The organism is Nonomuraea bangladeshensis, from assembly GCF_039529455.1.
GTDB lineage: Bacteria > Actinomycetota > Actinomycetes > Streptosporangiales > Streptosporangiaceae > Nonomuraea > Nonomuraea bangladeshensis.
The window spans coordinates 282,788-301,890 of record NZ_BAAAMV010000009.1 but is presented as its reverse complement, the minus strand read 5'-3'; the positions used below and the strand labels follow the sequence as shown (position 1 = coordinate 301,890).

Sequence of the window (19,103 nt, the reverse complement as noted above, 5' to 3'; positions counted from 1 at the left end):
CAAGAATCATGAGTGAGCGTTTCGCGGGGAAGGTCGCCCTCGTCACCGGCGCGACGGGTGTCGTGGGCGGGGCGGTGGCGCGGGCGTACGCGCGGGAGGGCGCCGCCGTACTGGTGGTCGGCCGCGACGCCGGACGCCTGTCCGGCCTGGTCAAGGAGATCGAGGCGGCCGGCGGCCGGGCGAGTGCGTTCGCCGCCGACGTCTCCCGCTCGGCCGAGGCCGCCGCCATGGTCGCCGCCGCTGTCTCCCGCCTCGGCGGGCTCGACGTGGCCTGCAACGCGGCCGGGATCTTCGGCACGCTCGCGCCCGTGGCCGACTACGACGAGGACGTCTTCGACCAGGTGCTGGCGGTCAACCTCAAGGGCGTGTTCCTGTCGATGAAGCACGAGGTGGCCCGCATGCGCTCCCACGGCGGCGGGACGATCGTCAACGTCGCCTCCAACCTGGGCGCGCACTGGCGGCTGGCGGGGGCGGGCGCGTACGCCGCCTCGAAGGCCGCCGTCAGCCACCTGACCCGCACCGCCGCCCGCGACCACATCGCCGACGGCGTCCGCATCAACGCGATCAGCCCGGGCCCGATCGACTCCCCGATGTCGACCCGTCCGGGCGAGACCGTCGAACAGCGGGACGAGCGCATGCGCGCCTCCCTCCCCATCGGCCGGGTCGCCGCGCCCGAGGAGATCGCGGCGGCGGTGCTCTGGCTGACCTCACCCGAGTCGAGCTACGTCGTCGGCCAGGACCACGTCGTGGACGGCGGCGCCACCGCCTGACGGGCGCGCCGACGCGTCTCCTCCTCCAGGTGCCGGTGCAGCTCGGCCAGGGTCGCGCCGCACCGCACATTGGAGAGTCCGCTCGTGGACGGCACCAGGACAAGGCGGATGGCGATGTAGCCGCCTCCTGCGCCGTCGATGATCTGCCAGCCGGGAAAGGTCCGGGGCGTCGTCATCCTGCCGCTACGTCGGCCCAGACGACGCGGCGTCCGCTCGTGAGGAGGCGCGTTCCCTGGCGGAGGCTGAGGCAGGCCACGATGCCGAGGCCGCGACCCGACTCCGCCAAGGGATCGAGCTGGCAGGGAACGAAGCAGGGCATGGGGGACGGGGTGCCCGGGTCGGTCACCTCCAGGCGGACGAAGCCGTCGCCGAAGCCGAGGCGGAGGCCGATCCAGTCGCGGCCCCGGCCGTTCGGGACGTGCTGGAAGACGTTGGCCACCAGCTCGGCGACGATCTGGAGCGCGTCGGACCTGACCGCCGGATCATGGTCGGCGAGCCACAGTCCGGTGGCCTGGCGTGCCTGCCATGACGTTCTGGCGTCGCGGCGCAGCGTCGTGCTGCGCCACAGGACGACCTCTGAGTTGCCCATAGTGCGGCTCCGGCTTTGCGAGTGTCCGAGAACACTCCTCAGAGTGGCGGCGTGCTGCTATTTTGTGATCGACCCGTCACCGTCCGTTGCCGGACAGACCTACTGAGGCTTGTCCGGGTCCCCCTGAGAGGGCGTGACATGCCGGCACAGGTCTATGGCGAGATCCTGAGAAAAGCGCGCGAGGCGGCAGGGCTGTCGCAGGCGGCGCTGGGGGAGTTGCTTTCGTGCAGCGAGAGCCTGGTTGGCCTGATCGAACGCGGTAAGCGGCGGCCGAGCAAGGGGTTCACCCTGGCGGCTGAGGCGGCGCTGGGGTTGAACGGCGAGCTGTACGGGCTCCTGCCCAACACGACGGTCATGTCCACGCCGAGGTGGTTCAGCGAGTGGCCGAAGGCGGAGGAGAAGGCCCACACCATCCGCACCTGGCAACCGCTGGTGATCCCCGGGCTCCTCCAGACGGCCCGCTACGCGCGAGCCCTCCTGATGACGGAGCCGGGAGTCACTGAGCAGTGGGTGGACGATGCCGTGGAGACACGGCTCCGGCGGCAGTCGGTCTTCCAGCGCGTGGATCCGCCCCTGTACTGGGCGCTGATTGACGAATGCGCTCTCCTCCGCCCGGTGGGTGGGAAGGAAGTGATGCGAGAGCAGTTGGAGCATCTGTTGAAGATGTTCGCGCGGCCTTTCGTCTCGATCCAGATCGTGCCGCTGGAGATGGGCGCTACAGCGGGTCTGCTCGGAGGCTTCGCCGTCGCTCAGGGCAAGGACATGCCGGATCACATCTCACTTGAAGACGCCGCCTCGGGCTCCGTGAGCGCTCATGAGGACATGGTGCGGCGGGTCAGCGTCAGGTATGAGGCGATTCACAAATGGGCACTTCCCATATCGATGAGCCAGCGACTGATACATGAGGCGGTGGCGAAGTATGAAGATCAGTGATGATCTGCGTGCCGAGCTGGAAGCAGCCCGGTGGGTCAAGTCCACACTCTCCGGATCTAGCGGCGGTGACTGTCTCTACGCCGCCAGACTGAGCGGCGACCGTTATGCGATTCGTGACTCCGAGCAGCCTGAGGTCGCGCCGCTGATTCTTCGCGGTGGAGTGTTTCGGGCGTTCGTGGGTGGCGCGAAGCTCGGGGAGTTCGACTTCTGACAGCGGCTTGCTGTCTCCCTCGTCGGTTTTCGGAGAAGAGGACGGCAAGGTATGCGGATCGGCGACGAGCTGGAAAGCGTGCGGTGGACAAAGTCTTCGCTCTCCGGTCCGGATGGCGGTGACTGTCTCTACGTCGCCAAGCTGAGCGGTGACCGTTACGCGGTCCGTGACTCCGAACAGCCTGAGCTCGCCCCATTGATTCTGCGGGGTGAGGTGTTTCGGGCGTTCGTCTCGGGCGCGAAGCTTGGGGAGTTCGACTTCTGACGGAAGGCCCGTGCCCACCGCTGCGGTGGTGGGCACGGGCCTTGGTTCTGGAGGGGTCAGACGCGGCTGATGCGGACGGCGTCGGCGATGACGTAGCCGGTGCCGGCGGTCCACCGGCTGATTCCGACCACGTTGTACGTCCCCGCGTTCAGCGAGAACGTGCCGATGCTCTTCCAGGTGCCGCCGCCGCTGCGTTGGTCGACGTAGACGGTCTGGTTGCCGCCTGAGGCCGCCACGATGTACGGCGCCGAGCTGTTGTAGCCCGCGTCGGCCGGATACCAGACCTCGACGCGGTACGTGCCCGCGCTGGGGATGGCGGCCGAGTACCACGCAGGGTCGCTGGCGGAGACCGGGTCGGCGAAGCGGTAGTCGGAGCCGTAGCGCTGGCTGGAGTACGTGGAGGTGCCCCAGTTGGCGCTGGCGGTGAACTGGCCGGAGGTGGTGTTGTCGATCGTGGTGGTCCACGAGGGGGTGCCGCCGCCACCGGTCACGTAGTTCATGTACGTGGTCCAGTTCCAGTTGGAGCCCGGGTCGGTGTGGGTGGCGCCGGGCACCTGGTTGTGGCCGATGATGTGGCTGCGGTCCTTGGGGATGCCGTACTTGTCGCAGATGGCCTTGGTGAGGGCCGCGGACGCCCGGTACATCGCGTCGGTGAACCACGAGGCGTCGCTGACGTAGCCCTCGTGCTCGATGCCGATCGACCGGGTGTTGTAGGTCCAGTTGCCGGCGTGCCAGGCGATGTCCTTCTCGCGCACCATCTGGGTGATGGCGCCGTTGGAGGACTTGACCACGTAGTGGGCCGAGACCTGGGCGGAGGAGTTCTGGAACCAGGAGATGGTGCCGGCGTACGAGCCCTGCGTGACGTGGATGATCACGCGGTCGATGGCGTAGCTCGACGGGCGGCTGGAGGCGGTGTAGTTGCTGGAGCTGGCGGCGACCCAGGCGGCGGGGCCGTAGTCGGTGCTGAGGACGCCGGCGTCGGCCTTGGCGTTGAGGTCGCGGGCCTTGGCCAGCGGGCCGCGGTCGGCGGTGACCTCCTGCGGCTTGACCTGCACGCCGCGGATGTCGATGCCGAGTCCGAGGCTCTCGTAGACGGCGTCGGCGTAGAGGCGGGCGAGCTCGGGCGAGGTGGCGTTGCCGTACTTGGCGACGGCCTGGTACCAGCGGCCGGCGTCCTTCCTGGCCGTTTCGTCGAGGCCGAGGGCGTCGGCGTGGGCGCGGAGGACGGCGGCGCCGCCGAGCACGTTGGCGGCGTCGTCGGTGCGCAACTCGTCGGCGGAGCGGCCGGTGAGCTCGGCGGCCTTCTCCAGCGAGTGGTTGGTGGGGTTGGAGACCAGGTGCATGACGCCGTAGCCGCCGCTGGCGCTGGGCTTGCCGTCGTGGCCGTCCAGGTGGGTCTCGGCGTAGCCGAGGGCGACCAGCAGGTCGCGGGGCACGTCGTACGTGGCCGCCGCCTTGGCGAAGGCGGCGGTGAGCGTGCCGTCCGCAGGCGCGGCCAGGGCGGGGCGGCCCGTGGCGACGAGGACGAGGACGGCGAGGAAGGAGGTGGCGAGGGCTGTTAATCGCGTGCGGGCGAGTTCCATGGGGGGCTCCTCGTTCACAAGGGTGACGGCTCGCACGCTACGGCAACTACCTGACCGATGTCGATAATTGACATTACTCGCCAGTTCGGTGAAACTTTTCACCTTCGTTGACTGGATGTCCGAAGTTGGGCCCCCGCAAAAGCGTGAAAACTATTGCGCTTTCCGGATGATGCACTGAAACTTCCCTTCGTGACCGCGCTCCTGCGTACCCTCATGGCGGCGCTCACCGCCGCACTCGTCACCCTCGTCGTGCCCGTCCCCGCCGCCGTCGCGGCCGCCTGCCAGACCGATCCGGCCACCCCGAAGCGCCAGCTCAGGGCCATGTGGATCTCGTCCGTCGCGAACATCGACTGGCCCAGCCGCACCGGGCTCACCGCCTCCGCCCAGCAGGCCGAGTTCCGCGCCTGGCTGGACCTCGCCGTGGCCAAGCGCATGAACGCCGTCGTCGTGCAGATCAGGCCGACCGCCGACGCGTTCTGGCCCTCGTCGTACGAGCCGTGGTCGCAATGGCTGACCGGCACCCAGGGCGGCAACCCCGGCTACGACCCGCTGGCGTTCATGGTCAGCGAGGCCCACGCCCGGAACCTGGAGTTCCACGCCTGGTTCAACCCGTACCGGATCGCCAACCACGACGACCCGGCCAAGCTGGTCTCCACGCACCCCGCGCGCAAGAACCCCTCCTGGCGGTTCGCCTACGGCGGCAAGCTCTACTACAACCCGGGCATCCCGGCGGTCCGCGCCTTCATCGAGGACGCCATCATGGACGCGGTCTCCAAGTACGACGTGGACGGCGTGCACCTCGACGACTACTTCTACCCCTATCCGGTGAGCGGCGAGTCGATCCCCGACTCGGCCACCTACGCCCAGTACGGCGGTTCGTTCGGCAACGTCGCCGACTGGCGGCGGGAGAACGTCAACCTCCTGATCCGTGAGCTCGACCAGCGCATCCACGCCGCCAAGCCGCACGTCTCCTTCGGCATCAGCCCGTTCGGGATCTGGCGCAACTCCGGCACCGACCCGCTCGGCTCGCGCACCTCGGGCCTCCAGTCCTACGACGCGATCTACGCCGACAGCCGCACCTGGGTCAAGCAGGGCTGGGTGGACTACATCTCCCCGCAGATCTACTGGCACCTCGGCTTCTCCACGGCCGCCTACGAGGTGCTGACCGCCTGGTGGTCCGACGTCGTCAAGGGCACCGGCGTGCAGCTCGTCATCGGCCAGGCCGCCTACCGCGCCGGCGCCTCCGGCCAGGACGCCGCCTGGCAGGACCCGGCGGAGCTGAGCGACCATCTCCACGACAACAGGCAGCACCCCGAGATCGTCGGCGACGTCTACTTCAGCGCCAAGGACGTCAAGGCCGACCGGATCGGCGCGATCACCCGCCTGGTCAACGCCCACTACACCAGGCCCGCCCTGCTGCCCGCCCGGGGCGCCGCCGCCGCTCCGGCCGCGCCGGTCATCACGGCGGCCACCCAGGGCAGCGGAGGCGTGCAGCTCACCTGGACCGGCTCCGGCACCGCGTACGCGGTCTACCGCGTCGCCGACACCCCGTCGGCCGCCGACCCGTGCTTCTTCGCCGACGCCCGCAACCTCGTCGGCACGACCAGGGCCAAGACGTTCACCGACACCACGGCGAGCGGCACGAACACCTACTACGTGACCGCGCTCACCCGTACGCACCAGGAGAGCGCGCCCAGCGCGGGCCGGACCGCCGGCTCCCCGGGCGGCGCGTTCAGCGTGATCCTGGACAACGCCGCCGCCGGCTTCACGGCGAGCGGCAACTGGGGCACCTCCGCCTACTCCACCCAGCTCTACGGCGCCGACTACCGCTTCGCCGACCCGGTCGCGGCCAGCGACCCCGCCTGGTACGCGGCGACCATCCCCAGCGCGGGCAGCTACCGCGTCGAGGTGTGGTATCCGGCGAACGCCGGCTACAACAGCGCCACGCCGTTCATCGTGGCCGCCTCCGGAGGCAACCAGACGGTCAGCGTCGACCAGCGGTCGGGCGGCGGGGCCTGGCGGGTGCTGGGGACGTACACGCTGAACGCGGGCACGTACAACGTGGTCGGCGTGAGCCGCTGGACCTCGGCCACCGGCTACGTGATCGCCGACGCGGTCCGCATCACCAAGGTGTGAGTGACGCTGGGCAGGTGCCGTCCGTGATCGTACGATGAGCCGGTGGACGGTGCCCGCCCGCGGCTCGCCGATGCGGTCGCGGTCCTCGCCGCGGCGGGCTTGACGCTGGCGGCCTACCCGAGGGGGCCGTTCCTGCCGCTCCTCCTCGCCGTCACGGTGCCGCTGCTGTGGATGCGGCGCGCCCCGCTGACCGTCGCCTGGATCAACGCGGCCACCGCGGCCGCGCTGCCGGTGCTCTGCGCGCTGGCCCCGGCCGCGGTGCCGCCGCTGGCCCACCTGCCGGTGTGGCCGCCGGCCGGCCCGTTCGCGGTGTACGCGGCCATGGCCTTCGCCGCCGAGCGGCACCACGCCACCCGGCGATGGCTGCCCGTGCTCGCCCTCGCCCTCGCCGTGCTGCTGCCCGCCGAGTGGCCGGGCGCGGCCTTCCTCGTCCTGCGCACCGAGATCGTGCTCGCCTTCGCCGTCCTGTACGGCCTGTACGCCGAGGCGGGCGCCCGGCTGCGGCGCGCGCTGGAGGAGCGGGCCGAGCGCGTGGAGCGCGAGCGGCTGGCCGGCGAGATGCACGACGTCGTCACCCACCGGGTCAGCCGCATGGTCCTGCGGGCCGGCGCCCTGGCCGAGCAGGCGGCCGACGAGCGCGCCAGGACCGCCGCCGAGGAGCTGCGGGCGACCGGCCGCGCGGCGCTGGACGAGCTGCGGCACATGAGCCTGCTGCTGCGGCGCGGCACCGGGGAGGGCTTCGACCTGGGGCTGCCGCTGCCCGACCTGCGGTCGCTGGTGTCGGAGTCGGCCTTTCGCGGCGTTCCCGTGGAGCTGGTGGTGAGCGGCGTGCCGGTGCCGGTGCCGGGGGAGGTGGGGCGGACGGCGTACCGGGTGGTGCAGGAGGCGCTGGCCAACGTGCGCGAGCACGCGCCCGGCACGGACGCCCGCGTGGAGGTGCGCTACCTGCCGGGCGTGGTGCGGGTCAGCGTGCGCAACACCCGGCCGGAGGAGGCGTTCGCGCCGCCCGGACTCGGCGGCGAGGGGCTGAGCGAGGTGAGCCAGTGGGTGGAGCTGACGGGCGGCACGCTCAAGGCCGGGCCGGTGGAGGACGGCGGCTTCCTGGTCACCGCCATCCTCCCGACGAACTGACCGGGCTGCCAGATCTCAGCGCCACTCGCCGAGCATGGCCTCCAGACGGGCCTCGGCCTCGGCGGGGTCGTAGCCGGGCAGCGCCTCGCGCATGAGGTCGTGGGTCTGGCGCTGGGCGTCGGCGCACGCCTCGCGCACGGCGGCCAGCGTCTCCTCCGCCAGGTCGCGGCTCGGCAGCTTGGTGGCGCGGGGGCCGTAGGAGACCTTGAGCACCCGGCCGTTCGCGTCGACCCGCGCCTCGACCTGCCCCGAGCGCGACCTGCCCGCGCCGACGACCCGTTCGAGGTCCTCCTGGGCGCTCTCCAGCCAGGCCAGCATCCGCTCGCCCGCGCGGCCGGCCTCGTCGAGGTCGCGCTCCTTGATGTCGGCGGGGTCGTACCGGTGCTCGAACACGAGTGGCCTCCTCAGAGCAGGTCGCGGGCCACCTGCTCCACCCGGTCGCGGACGAAGCTCTCGTCCAGCGGCTCGGGCAGGGTCGCGGCCCCGGCGACCTTGTCGGCGATCTCCTTGGCCCTGCGCTCGGCGTCGTCCTGGGCCGCGCGCAGCACCGCCGTCACCTCCCGGCCGAGCGCCGCCTCACCGAGGCGCAGCGCTCGGGGGTCGAGGCGCAGGCCGGTGAGCTCGCCGTGGCCGGTGGCGACGGCCTCCACCAGCCCGTCCTTGCTCCGGGCGCGGCCCTCGACCTGCCCGATCGCGGCACGGGCGGCCTGGAGGTCGCGCATGACCCGCCGGGCCTGCTCGTAGTAGTCGGCCAGGTAGCGGGCGTCGTCCTCGGGAGCGGGGGACCGCATGTGACCTCCTCCGGCATGACGGCAGCTGAACGGACGAAGGCACAGTCTAGACGGCCACGATCCCTTCGATGTCCGACAGATCACAAGATCATGACTGGAAAGTGTCGTCCGAAGTGACAGAAGGGCTTATATCGTCATTCGCCATGACGGAAGTTGAGATCGCCTTCGGCGCGGTGGAACGGGAGGCCGCGCGTGTCAGGGCCCACGGCGAGGACTACGGCGCCGTGCTGACCCCGATGCACGCGCGAGGCGACGGCGTGTCGTCCTGGGGGGACGACGGTCTGTTCTCCGTGTTCACCAGCTTCTACGCCGAGTGCCGCGAGACCTCGATGGCCGCGCTGGGCGGCCTGCACGCGATGCTCGTCAGGACCGGCGACGGCCTGCACGACACCGCCAGGAACAGCCGCGACGCCGAATCGGCCAACACCGCGGTCGTCGGTGACGTGGAGACCACGTGGGCGTGATCCTGCCGCCGGCGGCGGCCTCGATGATGGCGATGCTCGGCCCCTGGCCCAACATCGACGAGGACGACATGGGGCGGGAGAGCGCGGCCGTGCGCACCGCCCACACCACCGCCCTGCCCGCGGCGGCCCAGGTCGACGCGGGCGTGCAGGGCGTGGGGCAGGTCCACAAGGGCGAGTCCGCCACCCACCTGCAGTCCTTCTGGGACCAGCACGGCGGGCAGGGCGGCCACCTCGCCCAGGCCGACGCCGCCCTGCGGTCGATGCCCCGGGTGATCGACGGCGGCGCGTCCGTGGTGTCGGCGGTGAAGGTCGCGGCGGGCACGCAGGCCGTGTTCGCCGCCGTGGACGTGGCCAAGCTGCTGGCCTTCGGCGGAGCGGTCGGCGCGACGTACGCGACGGCCCGCGTGCTCGCCGGGCGCAGGGCGGTCGGCGGGATCCTGCGCCAGGGCGCCGAGGGCACCGGCAAGGTCCTCGCCCCGCTGATGCGGCGCAAGGTCACCGAGCCGATGCGCCGCGTCCTCGACACCATGAAGCTCCCGCGCGGGCCCATGGGCTCGCCGGCACTCGCCGGTGGCCCGCGCGGGGTCGTCCCCATGCGTCCTGCGGGCCTGCGCAACCCGTCCGGGCCCCGGTCCGTACGGGACGGCATCGCGCAGATGGGCCGCAGGAACAACCGGGGCAACAGCGGCGGCGGCCGGGGCGGAGGCGGCGGACGGGGCCGCAGGGACGAGACCGGTAAGTTCCATGGTGCGATCCCGCAGAGCACCAGGGGCATGAGCGAGGCCGAGAAGAAGAAGCTGGAGGACGACCTGAAGAAGAGCATCGCGAAACGGAAGGCGGAGGAGCAGCGACTGGGCTACGAAGCCGGCCACGCGGAGCGGATTCGACGGGAAGAAGGGGCTCTGCGACGGCTCTTCGGAAGGAACAAGTAGCGCATGCACACCCAGACAGGTGACGACCTGATCGCACGCGTCCTCGCCCACGCCGCCGACGACGACGTCCTCGGCGCTGCGGCCAACGACCTGCTGGAGGAGGTGTTCGCCGGCTACCCGGTGGACAACCTGCGCCGGCTGCTGCGCAGCGACGAGGAGAAGGTCGTGCGCACGGGCGCCTGGCTGCTGTCGGAGCTGGGCGAGCTCGCCGCGCCGCTGGCCGACGAGCTGCCCGCCCTGCTCGCCAGCCCGCTCCGCCAGGTGCGCTTCTTGGCGGTCGAGACCGTGCTGAACGCGGGGGACGCCGACGGCCCGCTCGCCGCCCGGGCGCTCGCCCTGGTCCGCGACGGTGACGACGCCGTGCGCTGGAAGGTCCTCTCCTTCCTGGCCGAGGCCGGGACCGAGCAGCTCGCGGCCGGGGCGGAGGCCCTGGAGGACGCCGAGCTCAAGGAGCTGACCGAGTGGCTGGTACGCCTCGACACCGAGGAGATCGACCCGCGCGAGGTCGTCGCCCGGCTGGAGGGCGGCGACCGCACGGCCCGGATGTTCGCCGCGGCGGCGGCCGCCCGGCTGTCCGACGAGGAGGACACCAACCTCCTCGCGCACGCGGCCACCGCCGAGGACGAGGAGATCCGCTCGTTCGCCCTGGAGCAGCTCGACGACCTCCAGTGACCCGTCAGCCCGTGCCGTAGAGGACCGACAGGAAGCGCACCAGCACGGCCTCGCGGCTGCTCGCGGGCAGGGCGTCCAGCACGGTGTTGACCACGGCCATCTCGGGCCGGCCGGCGCCCGGCCGCAGGTCCGCGCCGACCGAGGCGGCCAGCTCGGCGAAGGAGGCGTCGTCGAGCGCGTCGAGGTCCAGCCCGGCCACCAGCTCGACCAGGCCGTCCGGCAGCTCGACGGGGCCGCGCTCGCGGGCGGCCGCGGCCGACTCGGCGATCACCTTGAGCATGGCGTCCACCCCGGCCAGCGTCACGCCGGTGACGGTGATGTGCAGGTTGGCCGGGATGCCCGCGTACGAGAGCTGCGGCTGCAGGAACCAGCCCCGTGCACGGGCCTCGTCGGCCAGCACGAACACGTCCACCCCGTCGCCGGCGAAGGCCACGAGAGACGACTCGGGCTCGCCCAGCGGACGCAGCCCGGGGATCTGCGCGATGCCCTCGCGCAGCCGCCTGGCCGCCTCCAGGGTGGCGCGGCCCAGCTCGACGTACCCCTCGCGGCCGAGCGCCTGGAGGGTGGCCCACGCGCCGCCGAGCGGCCCGGCCGACCGGGAGCTCTGGACGGTCGCGTTGATGATCGTGTAGCCGGGCCAGGCCGCCGAGGCGAAGTACGCCTTTCGCCGCATCGCGGGGTCGGCGAACAGCACGACCGAGGCGCCCTTGGGGGCGTAGCCGAACTTGTGCAGGTCGCAGGAGAGCGAGGTGACGCCCGGCACCGACAGGTCGAACGGCGGGATCTCGGCCCCGGCCGCGCGCAGCCACGGCAGCAGCCAGCCGCCGACGCACGCGTCCACGTGGCACGGCACCCCGGCCGCCGCGGCGACGGCGGCCACCTCCTCGACCGGGTCGATGACGCCCTGCGGGTAGGACGGCGCGGAGACGACGACGAGGACCGTGTCCTCGGTCATGGCGGCGGCGACGTCCGCCGGCCGCACCCGGTAGGTCTCCAGGTCCACGGGCACGGCGATCACCTCGACGCCGAGGTAGTGGGCGGCCTTGTGGAAGGCGGGGTGGGCGGTGACGGGCACCACCAGGTTGGGCCGCTCCCGCCCGGCGTGGTCGCGGGCCGCCTTCACCGCCAGCATGATCGACTCGGTGCCGCCGCTGGTGAAGACGCCGTGGCCGCCGCCCAGCTCGTCCGCGACCGCGCCGACGACCTGGCGCTCCATCTCGACGATGCTGGGGAAGGCGGTCGGGTCCAGGCAGTTGACCTCCAGCATCTCGAAGTAGGCCCGTTCCGCCGCGTCGTTGACCTCGGCGCGGCCGGTGTCGTACACGTAGGCGGTCACCTGGCCGCCGCGCACCGGCAGGTCGTCCGCCTTGAGCCGGGCGAGCTCGGCCAGCAGGTCGGCGGTGGCGCGTCCGGTCGGGGGGAGGTTCACGCGGGCTCCTTCGCGAGGCGGCCGTAGCGGGCCACGAACGGCAGACTGATCAACATGAGCAGGGCGGGCAGCGCGGTGAACCCGAGCAGCAGGCCGGTCAGGGCCACGGGCTCCTGCGCGACCGGCGATCCGGTGGGCGCCGAGACGAACCCCGAGAGCGTCAGCACCAGCGCGAACAGCCCCGGGCCGAGCGCCAGCCCGGCGGTCTCGCCCGCCGTCCACAGGCCGGTGAACGCGCCCGACTGGGCCTGCCCGGTGCGGGCGGCGTCGGCGTGCACGGTGTCCGGCAGCAGCGACAGCGGCAGCAGTTGCAGGGCCGCGTAGCAGACGCCGGCCAGCGCGGTCAGCGCCAGCGTGACCACCAGCCCACCTCCGGCTGAACCGACCGCGATGGCCGGGATCAGCGCGACCGCGACCGCGCAGAACCCGGCCGAGGCGGCGAGGTAGCAGCGCACCGCGCCGTGCCGCCGGGCCAGCCACGCCCATCCGGGCACCGCGAGCATGCTGGGCCCGACCAGGCAGACGAACATCACCGACGTCAGTCCGTAGTCGCCCAGCCGGTACGACGCCACGTACGGCGCCCCGGCCAGCATCACCGCCACCGCCAGCGCCTGCGTCACGAACGCGACCAGCAGCACGAAGAACGGCCGGTTGCCGCGCGCCAGCCGGAAGGCGGCCACCGGCCCGAGCGGGCGCGGCCCCGGCCGCGACGGCACCCAGCGGGTGCCGAGCGTCGCGGCGACCAGGGCCGCCGCCATGAGCGCGCCGATGACGACGCCCATGACCGCGTAGCCGCCCCGGCCGCCGCCCGCCAGGTCCACCACGGCCGGGGCCAGTCCGCCCGCGACGAGGATGCCGACGGTCAGGCACACCACCCGCCAGGACATGATGCGGGTCCGCGCGCTCCGGGTGCCCGCCATCTCGGCGGGCAGGGCCACGTACGGCACCTGGAAGCAGGCGAACGCGGTCGCCGCCAGCAGGAACGCGACCCCCGACCAGAGGGCCCCCGGGACGCCGCCGGGCACACCTCCTGGCACGGCGAACATGAGCGCGAACGTCACCGGCAGCGCCGCCGCGCCGATCGCGAGCAGCCGGGTGCGGCGGCCCGTGCGTACGGCCTCGCGGTCGCTGGCCGCGCCGACGAGCGGGTTGAGCAGCACGTCCCAGATCTTGGGCGCGACGAGCACGACGCCCGCCACCGCGGCGGGGACGCCCAGCATGTCGGTCAGGTAGTAGAGCAGCAGCAGGCCGGGGACGGCGGAGAAGACGCCGGTGCCGATCGAGCCGACGCCGTAGCCGAGCAGCCGGCCGCGGCCGAGCGGGCGTTCGACGACGCCTCCGGTCGCGGGGCCGGTCGTGGGGCCGATCGCGGGTTCGGTCATGGGGCGTCGCCGGGGAGGCCGAGCGTGCGGTGCAGGCTCTGGTGCAGGTGGGCCCGGAAGCGCCGCAGCGCCGCCCGGTCGCCCGCGCCGCGCCGGCGGCCCTCGGCGTCCAGCACGCCGCCCTTGGCGAAGCCGTGGATGGACCAGATCGCGGACCAGATCGTGTACTCGAGGTCCACGCCGGCCGCGATGACGCCCGCCTCGCGGGCCGGGAGCAGCGCCGCGCCGACGTTCGCGATCAGCGGCTGGACGTACTCGCGTTCCAGCTCGGTGATGTCGCTGGCGTCGGAGAGCCAGCGGTGCATCCACAGCGCCGGGATCTCGGGGTTGTCGACGCAGAAGTCGAGGTAGTCGTCCATGAGCCGGTGGATCGCGACGACGGGGTCGGTGCCGGTGAGCCGGGCCAGCGCCTGGTCGAGGGCGGTCCGCTCGGCCAGGTGGGCGCGTTCCATGACCGCGAGGTAGAGCTCGCGCTTGCCGCCGACGTGGTAGTTGACGGTGGCGATGTTGAGTCCGGCGGCCTCGGCGATCTGGCGGGTGGAGGTGCCGTCGTAGCCGAGGGCCGCGAAGAGCTGCGTGGCGACCTTGACGATCAGGGCGACCTGACCGCCGTCCGCTGGTGTCATGCGCCGAACATAGTTCCACCACGCCCCGCCGGTCAATCACTTGATGGAGGCCGGGCTCAGTCCGGCGCCCAGTACTTCGTCATGGCCGCGTCGAGCTGCTTCACCACCGGCTGCCAGCTCTTCGGGAGCGTGTAGCGGGTCGCGCGGTGCCCCTTGTGGGCGAGGGTGTACTTGAGGAAGTCCGCGCCCCGCGGGGCCGGCTCCGAACGGCCGACGCGCAGGCTCTTCAGCGCCGTACGGAGCCTGCGCTCCTCCTTGCCCGTGAGGCACTTGTCCACGGTCGGCCCGGTACGGCGGCTCAGCCGCACACAGCCGTCGCGGTAGACGATCACATGGTCGTCGAAACCCGCGAACCCGCCCTGCCTCCGGTAGTCCACCAGCACCTTCCGCTGGACGGCGGCGGCCACAGGAACGGCCGGTACGGCGACCAGAGCCGGCACCAGCAACGGCGTGAACGCGATGCGCCAGATCCTCATGCCCCTATGACGTGCCGGCGGGCCGATCGGGTTCACGTCGGGTTCACCGCAACGCGTCCACGGGCTCCATCCTGGCCGCGCGCCACGCCGGATGCAGCCCGGCCAGCAGCCCCACCAGCGCCCCCGCGACCGGCGCGGCGATCGCCAGCCGCACGTCCAGCAGCGGCGTCCACCGCTGGACGGCCGAGACCGCGACGATCGCGACCACGCCGAGGCTCGCGCCGATCACGCCGCCGGCCAGCCCGATCAGCGTGGACTCCAGCAGGAACTGGGCGGCGACGTGCCGCCTGGCCGCGCCGAGCGCCCGGCGCAGGCCGATCTCATGGACGCGCTCCATCACGGTGACGAGCGTGACGTTCGCGATGCCGAGCGCGCCCACGACGAGCGAGACCAGGCCGAGGATCAGGAAGAGCGCGTCGGCGTCGTCCCGCGCCGCGTCCCTGGCCCTGGCCGGGCTGGGCGGGGCGATCACCTGCAGCAGGTCGCCGGCGCCGGGGCTGAGCGCCACCGGGGCCTGGCGCGCGATCAGGTCCGTCGCGCCCAGGCTCGTGTTGACCAGCACCCTGGTGACCTCGCGCAGCCCGAACCGCCGCCCCGCGGTCGGCGGCAGGATCACGGCCGCGCTCAGGTTCCGCTCCCGCCGCAGGTCGCCGAGGACCCCGAGCACCGTGTACGCGTGCCCGCCCACGAAGATCGCCGGCGCCCGGTCGAGCCGGGTGATGCCGAGCATCCTGGCCGCCTCCTCGCCGATCACGGCCACCCGGTCGCCGCGCCGGACATGCCCCTCGTCGTAGAAGCGGCCCTGCGTCATCCGGCCGCGCGCGGCCCCGGGCAGCCCGGTCGTGGCGGCCAGCACGGTCAGGGCGTGCGTGGTGACCCGGGCGGGGTCCACGAGGGCGTTGGAGCGTACGGACACGTTCGCGCCCTCCTCCGCGTCGGCCACGGCGGCCGCCGACTCCACGCCGCGCAGCCGGGTCAGCCGGTCCACGGCGTCCCAGGCCACCACCGGCTTCCCCGTCGTGGACTCCGGCACCTCCACCGTGATGGCCGTGGCGGCCAGCTCGTCGAAGCGGCCGACGATCTGGTTGCCCGCCGTGGCGGCCACGCCCAGCGTGACGACCAGCGTGGTGATGCCGAGCACGGTGCCGAGCGTGGTCAGCGCCGTGCGCACCGGCCTGGCCAGCAGTCCGGCGACGGCCTCGCCGGCCAGGTCGCGTACGTGCATCACTCCTCCACCAGCACGCCGTCGGTGATCCGCACCCGGCGCCCGGCCCGCTCGCTGACCTCCGGCTCGTGCGTGATGACCACGATCGTCAGGCCCTGCTCCCGCAGCTCGCCGAACAGGTCGAGCACCGCCTCGGTGTTGCGGCTGTCCAGGTTGCCGGTGGGCTCGTCGCACAGCAGCAGCGACGGGCCGCCGAGGAGGGCCCGGGCGATGGCCGCGCGCTGGCGCTCGCCGCCGGACAGCCGGTCCGGCGCGAACCCCGTCCGGTGGCCGAGGCCCACCCGGTCCAGCGCCGCGAGTGCCCGCTCCCGCCTGCCTTTGCGCGGCTGGGTGCCGTAGACCTCGGCGAGCATCACGTTCTCCAGCACGCTGCGGTGCGGGAGCAGGTGGAAGGACTGGAAGACGAAGCCGATCCGGTCGCCGCGCAGCCGGGTCCTGGCCCCGTCCCTGAGCGTCGTGGTCTCCACGCCGTCCAGGCGGTAGCCGCCGGACGTCGGGCGGTCCAGCAGCCCGACCACGTTCAGCAGCGTGGACTTGCCGGAGCCCGACGGGCCGACGATCGCCAGGTGCTCGCCCCGCTCCACGCGCAGCGACACCTCGCGCAGCGCGCGGACCGGCGGCGCGGCGGGATACTCCCTGGAGACCTCCACCAGCTCGACGACGGGCGGCGGTGACTCTCGCTCAGCCACCGCTCACCACCACCCGCTCGCCCTCCTTGAGCGCGCCGCTGACCTCGACGTTCCCGTCGGCGGTCAGGCCCGTGCGCACCTCGACGTCCCTGGTCCGGTCCGTGGCGTACTCGACCCGCACCCTGGCCCTGCCGTCCGCCGAGGTGATCACCGCGGCCACCGGGACGACCAGCACCGGTTCCTCGGTCGCGCCCACCGTCACCCGTACGGTCACCGCGACGCCCGCCCGCAGGCCCGCGCGCCCGCTCGGCGTGAGCAGGACGGCCCGGGAGCCCTCGGGCGGCTCCTCCCCGCCGGGCCGCCCAGCCTTCTCGCCGACCGCGCTCAGCCTGGCCTGGTACGTCCGGCCCGAGTCCAGCTCGACGGTGGCCTTCATGCCGGGCCGGAGCAGCTCCGCCTCCGCGGCCTCGACCGAACCGGTCACCGCGAACGCCGAGCTGGTCACCGTCGCCACCTCGCCCTCGACGGGGCGGCCCGGCTTCGCCGCGACCTTCTGGACGCGGGCGGGCAGCTTCGGCAGGAACACCACCTCGCCCGGCGGGATCGACACGCCGTAGGTGCGGGCGTACTCGGCCAGCATCTCCTCGGCGGCGGCCACGTCCGCCCTGGCGCCGGCCACCTTCATCCGGGCAGGGGAGAGCTGCCTGGCCTGGCGCAGCGCCTGCTCGGCGGTCACCACCGCCTCCTTCGCGGTCCTGACCGCTTTGCGCAGCTCCGCGAGCCTGGCCTTGCCGGCCTCCTCGGCCTTGCGCAGCGCCAGGTCGCGGGCTTGCTGGGCGGCTTCCAGGTCCGCCCTGGCGTTGGCCACCTTCAGCTCCAGGAGGCTCGTGTCGACGGTGGCGGTCGGGCGGGGGGTGGCGGGTTGGGAGGGGGGCGGCTGGGAGGAGGTCGGCTGGGGGGCGGCCGTGCCTCCGGCCGTCGGCTGGGCCGCCTGCCCGGCGGCCTGCCGGGTCGTCTGGCCGGCGGCCTGCCCGGCGGCCTGCCGGGTGGTCTGGCCGGCGGCCTGCTCGACCGCCTGCCGGGTCGCCGGGTCCGAGGTCGGTTGGGAGATGGCCTGGCGGAGGGCCTGTTCGGCTTCGAGGAGGCGTTCGCGGGCCGTGCGGACGGCCGCGTCCGCCGCCGCCAGGTCGGCCTCGTCGGCGGGGGTGAGCCCGCCGGCCTCGGCCTCGGCCAGCGCGGCGCGCGCCGCCTTCAGGTCCTTCTCCGCGTTGTCCAGCCGGACCTTCAGCGGCAGCACGTCACGCCCCCGGTCCAGGGCCTGCCGCTCGGTCGCCAGGCTCTCCCTGGCGGTCCGCACGGCCTTGCGCAGCGACTCGTACGTCTGCCGCTCGGTCAGCGTCGGCTGCTGGGCCTCGTACCCCTTCTTGGCGTACATGCGGGTCACGGCCGCGATCGTGGCCCGGTCGAACACGCCCGACGCGGGCGCGCGGTGCCCGAGCCTGCGCAGGGCCCGCTGCAGTTGCCGGACGTCGTCCCCCTTGCCGCCGGGGGCGATCGTGCGGTGCATCGGCACCGCGCCGCGCAGGGCGAACACCGGGCGGCCGTTGACCTCCATCAGCACGGCGCCCTCCCTGAGCCGCCCCTTGCGCGGCGCGCGGGTGGCCCGCTGCAGCTCGGCGCCGCCGCCGACCACGCCGGCCAGGGTGACCGGCAGCGGGGAGCCGTACTCCAGCATGCCGCTGAGCACGACCGTGCTGACCAGCTTGCGGCGCTCCACGGCGGCGGTGACGAGCGAGGCGGCGGGCGCGGCGCGGCGGGCCGCCTCATCGGCGGGGGAGCGCAGCCGGGCGCCGACCGCCCAGCCGGCGCCCGCGACGACGACCACGCCGGCCACGACGCCGGCGAGGAGCCTGCGTGGGGATCTCATGAGCGCCGGTCAGAAGGCGAACTGCTCGTTGACCTGCCGCTGGAGTGCGGTCTCCTTGGGCAGGTAGGCCGCGTAGAAGTCCTTGCCGCACTCCAGGTCGTCGAGGGCCGCCTTGATCTCCTTGGTGAGGTACGGCTTCGCCTCCTGGGGGGAGAGCGTCGGCATCTGGATCTGCTTGGTGTCCTTCGTCATCTTCGGCGGGCCGGGCTGGTCGCCCTGCTGCTTGCGGCCCAGCTCGCTCTGCTGGTCCAGGAATGTGAGCTCGCCGCGCCTGGCCACGGCGGTCGGCTTGGTGTCGCTGACGGTGTAGCCCTTGCCCTTGAGGCAGGTGGCCATGGAGCCGGCCAGGCTCACCAGGTCCTGGTCGCCGTCGAGCTCGGCCGCCTTGGCCCGCTTGTGGGCCTTGGCGATCTGGCCGTAGTAGTCGACGCTCGACTTCAGGGTCAGGCCCAGGGCCTGCTTGCCCGCCACGGCGACGCAGGCGTCTCTCGCCTGCTGGTAGGCCTCCCCCTGGGAGGGCGAGAGGGCGGTCATGATCTTGATGTTGGGGTCCTGGACGGGCTCTCCGCCCATGTGCTCTGGGGCGTTCAGCTCCTTGGGGTAGACGTGCTGGGCGAAGACCCCGAACCCGTACTTCTCGCGGTAGGTCCGCAACGCCTCGTAGTCGCCGGAGGCGAGCTTGCGCTCCTGGTCGCTCTCCTGCTTCTCCGGCTTCACGTACGGCACGTACGTGAAGCCCTTCTGCTTCATGCAATCGGCCTTGGCCGCTTCGAACTGGCGCTTCTTGTCCTGGACCGTCGTGCTCGGGGCGGTCGTGCCCGGGGCGGCGGCCGGGCTCTCGGCGGCGCCCCCGCAGCCGCAGAGGACGGTCGCCGCGACGGACATGGCAAGGACCAGACGGGATCTCTTGAGCATGGGACGAGACCATACTCC

22 protein-coding genes are annotated in these 19,103 nt (G+C 72.8%); 9 read left to right on the top strand and 13 right to left on the bottom strand.

Translation table 11 applies throughout. From position 1 onward, the window contains the following. The first annotated feature begins 8 nt into the window (after nucleotides 1–8). Nucleotides 9–770: an SDR family NAD(P)-dependent oxidoreductase gene (locus tag ABD292_RS30710; protein WP_344213407.1), complete on the top strand. Its 762-nt coding sequence runs from the start codon at nucleotides 9–11 to the stop codon at nucleotides 768–770. Here the strand turns inward: ABD292_RS30710 and ABD292_RS30705 are convergent. Then, nucleotides 722–946, bottom strand: coding sequence for a hypothetical protein (locus tag ABD292_RS30705; RefSeq protein ID WP_344213405.1), 225 nt, complete (start codon nucleotides 944–946; stop codon nucleotides 722–724). The two genes, ABD292_RS30710 and ABD292_RS30705, sit on opposite strands and share 49 nt — an antisense overlap. Beyond that, nucleotides 943–1,359 (bottom strand): ATP-binding protein, encoded by a 417-nt coding sequence (locus tag ABD292_RS30700; protein WP_344213403.1) that lies wholly within the window; start codon nucleotides 1,357–1,359, stop codon nucleotides 943–945. Before ABD292_RS30700 ends, ABD292_RS30705 begins: the two co-directional genes overlap by 4 nt. A 138-nt stretch (nucleotides 1,360–1,497) precedes the next feature. Between ABD292_RS30700 and ABD292_RS30695 the strand changes: the two genes are divergently transcribed. Genes ABD292_RS30695 through ABD292_RS30685 form a run of 3 tightly spaced genes read left to right on the top strand, consistent with a single transcriptional unit; the run spans nucleotide 1,498 to nucleotide 2,767 of the window. Beyond that, entirely contained in the window at nucleotides 1,498–2,292 is a 795-nt protein-coding gene (locus tag ABD292_RS30695) for a helix-turn-helix domain-containing protein (protein ID WP_344213401.1), read from the top strand. Beyond that, nucleotides 2,279–2,503 (top strand): DUF397 domain-containing protein, encoded by a 225-nt coding sequence (locus tag ABD292_RS30690; RefSeq protein ID WP_329588666.1) that lies wholly within the window; start codon nucleotides 2,279–2,281, stop codon nucleotides 2,501–2,503. The genes ABD292_RS30695 and ABD292_RS30690 overlap by 14 nt, the downstream gene beginning before the upstream one ends. Nucleotides 2,504–2,554: 51 nt before the next feature. Beyond that, on the top strand, nucleotides 2,555–2,767 hold the full coding sequence (locus tag ABD292_RS30685) for a DUF397 domain-containing protein (protein ID WP_344213398.1): 213 nt from the start codon (nucleotides 2,555–2,557) through the stop codon (nucleotides 2,765–2,767). 56 nt (nucleotides 2,768–2,823) lie between these two features. On the opposite strand, the gene ABD292_RS30680 is transcribed toward ABD292_RS30685, so the two are convergent. Beyond that, the gene (locus tag ABD292_RS30680) at nucleotides 2,824–4,350 is read right to left on the bottom strand and encodes a golvesin C-terminal-like domain-containing protein (RefSeq protein WP_344213396.1); all 1,527 of its coding nucleotides are present in this window, start codon (nucleotides 4,348–4,350) and stop codon (nucleotides 2,824–2,826) included. Nucleotides 4,351–4,539: 189 nt separating this feature from the next. Here ABD292_RS30680 and ABD292_RS30675 point away from each other — a divergent pair, with 189 nt between their 5' ends. Together ABD292_RS30675 and ABD292_RS30670 are read left to right on the top strand one after the other, a co-directional pair. After that, nucleotides 4,540–6,486 (top strand): family 10 glycosylhydrolase, encoded by a 1,947-nt coding sequence (locus tag ABD292_RS30675; RefSeq protein ID WP_344213394.1) that lies wholly within the window; start codon nucleotides 4,540–4,542, stop codon nucleotides 6,484–6,486. Between the two features lie 42 nt (nucleotides 6,487–6,528). Continuing rightward, nucleotides 6,529–7,617, top strand: a complete 1,089-nt coding sequence (locus ABD292_RS30670) for a sensor histidine kinase (RefSeq protein WP_344213392.1) — start codon at nucleotides 6,529–6,531, stop codon at nucleotides 7,615–7,617. A gap of 15 nt (nucleotides 7,618–7,632) precedes the next feature. Here the strand turns inward: ABD292_RS30670 and ABD292_RS30665 are convergent, their stop codons facing one another. Both ABD292_RS30665 and ABD292_RS30660 read right to left on the bottom strand, forming a co-directional pair. Next, nucleotides 7,633–8,010 carry a YbaB/EbfC family nucleoid-associated protein gene (locus tag ABD292_RS30665; RefSeq protein ID WP_344213390.1) on the bottom strand — a complete coding sequence of 126 codons (378 nt, stop codon included), beginning with the start codon at nucleotides 8,008–8,010 and terminating at the stop codon, nucleotides 7,633–7,635. 11 nt (nucleotides 8,011–8,021) lie between these two features. Next, on the bottom strand, nucleotides 8,022–8,408 hold the full coding sequence (locus ABD292_RS30660) for a YbaB/EbfC family nucleoid-associated protein (protein ID WP_344213388.1): 387 nt from the start codon (nucleotides 8,406–8,408) through the stop codon (nucleotides 8,022–8,024). Nucleotides 8,409–8,551: 143 nt separating this feature from the next. On the opposite strand from ABD292_RS30660, the gene ABD292_RS30655 reads away from it, so the two are divergent. From ABD292_RS30655 to ABD292_RS30645, 3 genes are read left to right on the top strand one after another with little or no spacing between them, the layout of a single operon-like run. Continuing rightward, nucleotides 8,552–8,872 carry a hypothetical protein gene (locus ABD292_RS30655; protein ID WP_344213386.1) on the top strand — a complete coding sequence of 107 codons (321 nt, stop codon included), beginning with the start codon at nucleotides 8,552–8,554 and terminating at the stop codon, nucleotides 8,870–8,872. After that, the gene (locus tag ABD292_RS30650; RefSeq protein ID WP_344213384.1) at nucleotides 8,863–9,804 is read left to right on the top strand and encodes a hypothetical protein; all 942 of its coding nucleotides are present in this window, start codon (nucleotides 8,863–8,865) and stop codon (nucleotides 9,802–9,804) included. Before ABD292_RS30655 ends, ABD292_RS30650 begins: the two co-directional genes overlap by 10 nt. A 3-nt stretch (nucleotides 9,805–9,807) precedes the next feature. Next, nucleotides 9,808–10,476 (top strand): hypothetical protein, encoded by a 669-nt coding sequence (locus ABD292_RS30645; RefSeq protein WP_344213382.1) that lies wholly within the window; start codon nucleotides 9,808–9,810, stop codon nucleotides 10,474–10,476. Nucleotides 10,477–10,480: 4 nt separating this feature from the next. Here the strand turns inward: ABD292_RS30645 and ABD292_RS30640 are convergent, their stop codons facing one another. The 8 genes from ABD292_RS30640 to ABD292_RS30605 are packed head-to-tail and all read right to left on the bottom strand — an operon-like array spanning nucleotide 10,481 to nucleotide 19,085. Next, complete coding sequence (locus tag ABD292_RS30640; RefSeq protein ID WP_344213380.1) at nucleotides 10,481–11,905, bottom strand: pyridoxal phosphate-dependent decarboxylase family protein; 1,425 nt, start codon at nucleotides 11,903–11,905, stop codon at nucleotides 10,481–10,483. Continuing rightward, nucleotides 11,902–13,287, bottom strand: coding sequence for an MFS transporter (locus ABD292_RS30635; protein WP_344213378.1), 1,386 nt, complete (start codon nucleotides 13,285–13,287; stop codon nucleotides 11,902–11,904). Before ABD292_RS30635 ends, ABD292_RS30640 begins: the two co-directional genes overlap by 4 nt. After that, a complete protein-coding gene (locus ABD292_RS30630; protein ID WP_344213376.1) occupies nucleotides 13,284–13,913 on the bottom strand; it encodes a TetR/AcrR family transcriptional regulator in 630 nt (209 codons plus the stop codon). The genes ABD292_RS30635 and ABD292_RS30630 overlap by 4 nt, the downstream gene beginning before the upstream one ends. Before the next feature lie 56 nt (nucleotides 13,914–13,969). Then, complete coding sequence (locus ABD292_RS30625; protein WP_344213374.1) at nucleotides 13,970–14,389, bottom strand: hypothetical protein; 420 nt, start codon at nucleotides 14,387–14,389, stop codon at nucleotides 13,970–13,972. 43 nt (nucleotides 14,390–14,432) lie between these two features. Next, nucleotides 14,433–15,614: an ABC transporter permease gene (locus ABD292_RS30620; protein WP_344213372.1), complete on the bottom strand. Its 1,182-nt coding sequence runs from the start codon at nucleotides 15,612–15,614 to the stop codon at nucleotides 14,433–14,435. Beyond that, entirely contained in the window at nucleotides 15,614–16,303 is a 690-nt protein-coding gene (locus ABD292_RS30615; protein ID WP_344213370.1) for an ABC transporter ATP-binding protein, read from the bottom strand. The genes ABD292_RS30620 and ABD292_RS30615 overlap by 1 nt, the downstream gene beginning before the upstream one ends. Then, a complete protein-coding gene (locus ABD292_RS30610) occupies nucleotides 16,296–18,170 on the bottom strand; it encodes a peptidoglycan-binding protein (RefSeq protein ID WP_344213368.1) in 1,875 nt (624 codons plus the stop codon). The genes ABD292_RS30615 and ABD292_RS30610 overlap by 8 nt, the downstream gene beginning before the upstream one ends. Nucleotides 18,171–18,179: 9 nt before the next feature. Further along, nucleotides 18,180–19,085, bottom strand: coding sequence for a hypothetical protein (locus tag ABD292_RS30605; RefSeq protein ID WP_344213366.1), 906 nt, complete (start codon nucleotides 19,083–19,085; stop codon nucleotides 18,180–18,182). Nucleotides 19,086–19,103: the final 18 nt, after the last annotated feature.